The sequence below is a fragment of the Acerihabitans sp. genome, from assembly GCF_036398755.1.
Classification (GTDB): domain Bacteria; phylum Pseudomonadota; class Gammaproteobacteria; order Enterobacterales; family Enterobacteriaceae; genus Acerihabitans.
Genome location: NZ_DASWOM010000131.1, coordinates 1 through 4,684 on the forward strand (window position 1 = coordinate 1; position 4,684 = coordinate 4,684).

At 54.8% G+C, this 4,684-nt stretch carries 5 protein-coding genes; all 5 read left to right on the forward strand.

Translation table 11 applies throughout. The annotated features are described in order from the left end of the window. A partial coding sequence (locus VGC33_RS21155; RefSeq protein ID WP_331122752.1) for a membrane protein insertion efficiency factor YidD occupies positions 1-141 on the forward strand: 141 nt, incomplete at its 5' end. A gap of 2 nt (positions 142-143) precedes the next feature. After that, positions 144-1,790: a membrane protein insertase YidC gene (gene yidC, locus VGC33_RS21160; protein WP_331122748.1), complete on the forward strand. Its 1,647-nt coding sequence runs from the start codon at positions 144-146 to the stop codon at positions 1,788-1,790. Positions 1,791-1,885: 95 nt separating this feature from the next. Beyond that, complete coding sequence (mnmE, locus tag VGC33_RS21165) at positions 1,886-3,250, forward strand: tRNA uridine-5-carboxymethylaminomethyl(34) synthesis GTPase MnmE (protein ID WP_331122749.1); 1,365 nt, start codon at positions 1,886-1,888, stop codon at positions 3,248-3,250. Positions 3,251-3,865: 615 nt separating this feature from the next. Then, positions 3,866-4,147, forward strand: coding sequence for a CopG family ribbon-helix-helix protein (locus VGC33_RS21170; protein ID WP_331122750.1), 282 nt, complete (start codon positions 3,866-3,868; stop codon positions 4,145-4,147). Continuing rightward, the gene (locus tag VGC33_RS21175) at positions 4,135-4,428 is read left to right on the forward strand and encodes a type II toxin-antitoxin system RelE/ParE family toxin (RefSeq protein ID WP_331122751.1); all 294 of its coding nucleotides are present in this window, start codon (positions 4,135-4,137) and stop codon (positions 4,426-4,428) included. The genes VGC33_RS21170 and VGC33_RS21175 overlap by 13 nt, the downstream gene beginning before the upstream one ends. Positions 4,429-4,684 lie beyond the last annotated feature (256 nt).

Here is a 4,684-nt window from a genome sequence, read left to right on the forward strand (position 1 = left end):
TACGGTATTGAGGCGATACGTCGGTTCGGAATGTTAAAAGGCTGTTGGTTGACATTGAAACGCGTATTAAAATGCCATCCTTTGAACCCAGGTGGCGATGACCCCGTGCCGCCGAAAACCAACGATAACAGAGAACACTAAAGATGGATTCGCAACGCAATCTTCTTGTCATCGCTCTGCTGTTCGTGTCTTTCATGATCTGGCAGACCTGGCAGACGGACCACAATCCGCAGCAGCAGGCCGTCACGACAACGCAACAGACAGCGAACACGGCAACCGGTGACGCAGCAGTAACTCAGGGACTACCGGCCAGCGGGCAGGGGCAACTGATCAAAGTGAAAACCGACGTGCTTGCACTGACCATCAATACGCGCGGCGGCGATATCGAACAGGCCCATCTGCTGACCTATCCGGATAAACTGGGTTCCGATCAGCCGTTCCACCTGCTGGAAACCTCTCCCGAGTTTGTCTACCAGGCGCAAAGCGGCCTGACCGGCAAAAATGGCCCGGACAACCCGGCCAACGGCGAGCGTCCCCTGTATAATATCAACCAGGACACCTATGTCCTGGCCGATAACCAGGGCGAACTGCGCGTTCCCCTGACCTATACCGGCGCCGACGGCGTGGCATACACCAAGACCTTTATCCTGAAACGGGGCGATTACGCGGTGAACGTCGAGTACGGCGTGAACAATACCAGCGACAAGCCGCTTGAACTGGCTTTATTCGGCCAATTGAAGCAATCCGTCGATTTACCCAAGCATCGCGATACCGGCAGCAGCAACTTCGCCCTGCACACCTATCGCGGCGCGGCCTATTCGTCCAACGACAACAAATATAAGAAATACAGCTTCAGTGACATCAAAGACCAGCCGCTGAACATCAATACCCAGGGCGGCTGGGTGGCCATGCTGCAACAATATTTCGCCACCGCCTGGATCCCGGGCACCCAGGGCAACAATACGTTTTTCACCACCCATACGGATAACGGCCAGGCCGCGGTGGGCTTTAGATCCACGCCGGTCACCGTTGCGCCGGGCAGTGAAAGCAAGCTCGACGCCACCCTCTGGGTCGGCCCTGAAATCCAGGATAAAATGGCGGCGATCGCCCCGCACCTGGATTTGACCGTGGACTACGGCTGGTTATGGTTTATCAGCCAGCCGCTGTTCAAGTTGTTGAAGTTTATCCATAGCTATGTCGGCAATTGGGGCTTCTCGATTATCGTCATCACCTTTATCGTGCGTGGCATCATGTACCCGCTGACCAAGGCGCAGTACACCTCCATGGCGAAAATGCGCATGCTGCAGCCCAAGCTTGCCGCCATGCGCGAGAAAATCGGCGACGACAAACAGCGCATGAGCCAGGAAATGATGGCGCTGTATAAGACGGAGAAGGTCAACCCGCTGGGCGGCTGCCTGCCGCTGGTGGTGCAGATGCCGATATTCCTGGCGTTGTACTATATGCTGATGGGCTCCATCGAGCTGCGCGGCGCGCCGTTTATCCTGTGGATACAAGATCTGTCCGCCCAGGACCCGTTTTATATCCTGCCTATCCTGATGGGCATCACGATGTTCTTCATCCAGAAGATGTCGCCGACGACCGTCGCCGATCCGATGCAGCAGAAAGTGATGACCTTTATGCCGGTTATCTTTACGGTCTTCTTCCTGTGGTTCCCATCGGGCCTGGTGCTGTATTATATCATCAGTAATATGGTGACCATTATCCAGCAGCAGTTGATATATCGCGGCCTGGAAAAACGCGGCCTGCACAGCCGGGACAAAAAGAAATAATCCCAATGGTTTTTCCCGGATATTAACCTTGCCAAGGCGGTCATCTGACCGCCTTGTTTTTTTAAGCGCGCCAGGCGGCGCGAAGAGAGAACAGTATGAGCCAAATGGATACCATCGTAGCCCAAGCGACGCCGCCCGGACGCGGCGGGGTAGGCATGCTGCGCGTTTCCGGTCCCATGGCGGCCGGCGTGGCGCAAGCGGTACTCGGCAAACTGCCCAAACCACGCTATGCGGACTACCTGCCGTTTCGCGCCGTGGACGGCACCACGCTTGACCAGGGCATCGCACTGTTTTTTGCCGGCCCCAATTCCTTCACCGGCGAGGACGTGCTGGAGTTACAAGGCCACGGCGGCCCGGTGATACTGGATATGCTGTTAAAACGCATCCTGGCCCTGCCAGGGCTGCGTATTGCCCGTCCGGGCGAGTTCTCCGAGCGCGCTTTCCTGAATGACAAGCTGGATCTGGCCCAGGCCGAGGCGATTGCCGATCTGATAGACGCCAGTTCCGAGCAGGCTGCCCGTTCAGCGGTCAATTCCCTGCAGGGCGTATTTTCGCAGCGCGTGCATTTTTTGGTGGAAGCGCTCACTAACTTGCGCATCTACGTCGAGGCGGCAATCGACTTTCCAGATGAGGAAATTGATTTCCTTTCCGACGGCAAAATCGAAGGCAGCCTTAACCGCGTCATGGAAGACCTGCGCCAGGTGCGCGCCGAGGCCCATCAGGGCAGCCTGCTGCGCGAAGGCATGAAGGTGGTGATTGCGGGGCGGCCCAACGCCGGCAAATCCAGCCTGCTCAACGCCCTGGCCGGGCGCGAGGCGGCCATCGTCACCGCCATCGCAGGCACCACCCGCGACGTGCTGCGCGAGCATATCCTGCTTAACGGCATGCCGCTGCATATTATCGACACCGCCGGCCTGCGCGAAGCCGGCGATGAGGTGGAACGCATCGGCATCGAGCGCGCCTGGCAGGAAATCGAGCAGGCCGATCACGTCTTGCTGATGGTGGACGGCTCCAGCACCGCCGTTAATGCCCCTGACCAGCTATGGCCGGAGCTGATCGCCCGCATTCCGCCAGGCCTGCCGCTGACGGTGGTGCGCAATAAGGCCGATTTGACCGGCGAACTCCCCGGCATCGGAGAAGTAAGCGGTCACTCACTTATTACCCTTTCCGCTCAGTCAGGCGATGGGATCGACCTGCTGCGGGCGCATTTGCAGAAAAGCGTGGGCTTTAACGGCAGCCTCGAGGGTGGGTTTCTGGCCAGGCGGCGGCATTTGCAGGCATTGGATATCGCCGGGGAGCATTTGATTCAGGGTAAAGAACAGTTAGTAAGCGCTTACGCGGGGGAATTGCTGGCGGAGGAACTTAGGCTGGCGCAGCAGGCGTTAAGCGAGATTACCGGGGAGTTCAGCTCTGATGATTTGCTGGGGAGGATATTCTCGAGTTTTTGTATCGGGAAGTGAGTCCAGGTCTACTGACATCCACCCTATTCCATTAATCCCATATTACTAACTGTTTTATGGGATTTTTATTTCCATTCTGGTCTATACCCTTCCGCTGAAAACCAGCAATTTTTATGTCCATTACTGTGTCCATAGTGATTTTTACCCCGTGCCCATGGTTGTTTTTGAGCTATAAATCGCATGTTATGGACACAATAAAGAGGTACATATGGCGCTTTCAGATACCAAGATAAAAAGTTTTTCAGCAAAAGCGCGGACATATCAAGTCGCCGACAGCGGTGGCCTAGTCATAGAGGGGTAATCCTCCCATTTTCAACAGGGAGCTCAAAGAGAATTCATGCCCTCAATGCAAGTTTTTACATCTTAGGCGATCCACGACTAATCATATGGACGTCATGGATAAGATTGTGGCTGACCCAGGATCTTGGAACCCCTAACCTATAGCATAACTTGTAAGCCATTCTTACAAGTCGACAGTTGCTCAAGTTCCCCTTTACCTTATAAACGGCTTTGATCTGCCCCAGCAATATTCGTCTTTTCAAGTTTTGCTCTTCCCCTATCCACACGTTAAACTGGTAAAAGGTAACACCTTGTACTCCCTATGAGGCTTACATCATGTCAACATCAAGCACCACACTCAAGATCGACGACAGGCTTAAAGAGCGTGTCAAAAAACTGGCGGATTCACGCGATCGTAGCCCACACTATCTGATGATAGCCGCTATCACTCAATACATTGAACACGAAGAGGCTCGCGAGAGTTTTAAGCAGGAAGCCATCGACTCCTGGCGTGAGTATCAGGAAACCGGCCTGCATCTGACCGGTGATGAAGTCAAAACCTGGCTACGTGGCTGGGGAACAGAAGCGGAAACGGATATTCCTGAATGCCACAAGTAATCATCACACAACGAGCTGCAACCGGGTTAACGCGCTGTCGTGAGTTCCTGACCAGCAAAAATCCGCTGGCGGCCATCAGGGCGGGTCAGGTTCTCGAAGCGCATTTTGAGCAACGGGGAAACAACCCCGAAATGGGCCGCCCTTTTACTGCGCTTCCGGTATTACGGGAACTGATGATTGAATTCGGCGACTCCGGCTATGTGGCGCTGTACCGCTACGAGAAAATAGAAGACCGTGTTTATGTGCTGGCTTTCCGCCATCAGAAGGAAGCGGGATATTAACCCGTTAGAAATCATAGTGTCATAAGCAATTTCCGTTTTGTGTCCATAACTGTGCCCACCGCACAAAAACACGACAACAAATACACCAGTAAATCAATTAGATATCCACATTTCCCAGCTTCTGTATCGAGTCCGGTTCCGCAGACGTCCCCCGCAAGACTCAACCGGTTTGCCTGCCGGCTGCGGCTTATCCGCGAATAGCGGCGATCGCGGGCACTGGCGACGGGTCCAGCGCTTGCAAGCCAGCGTCTTGCGT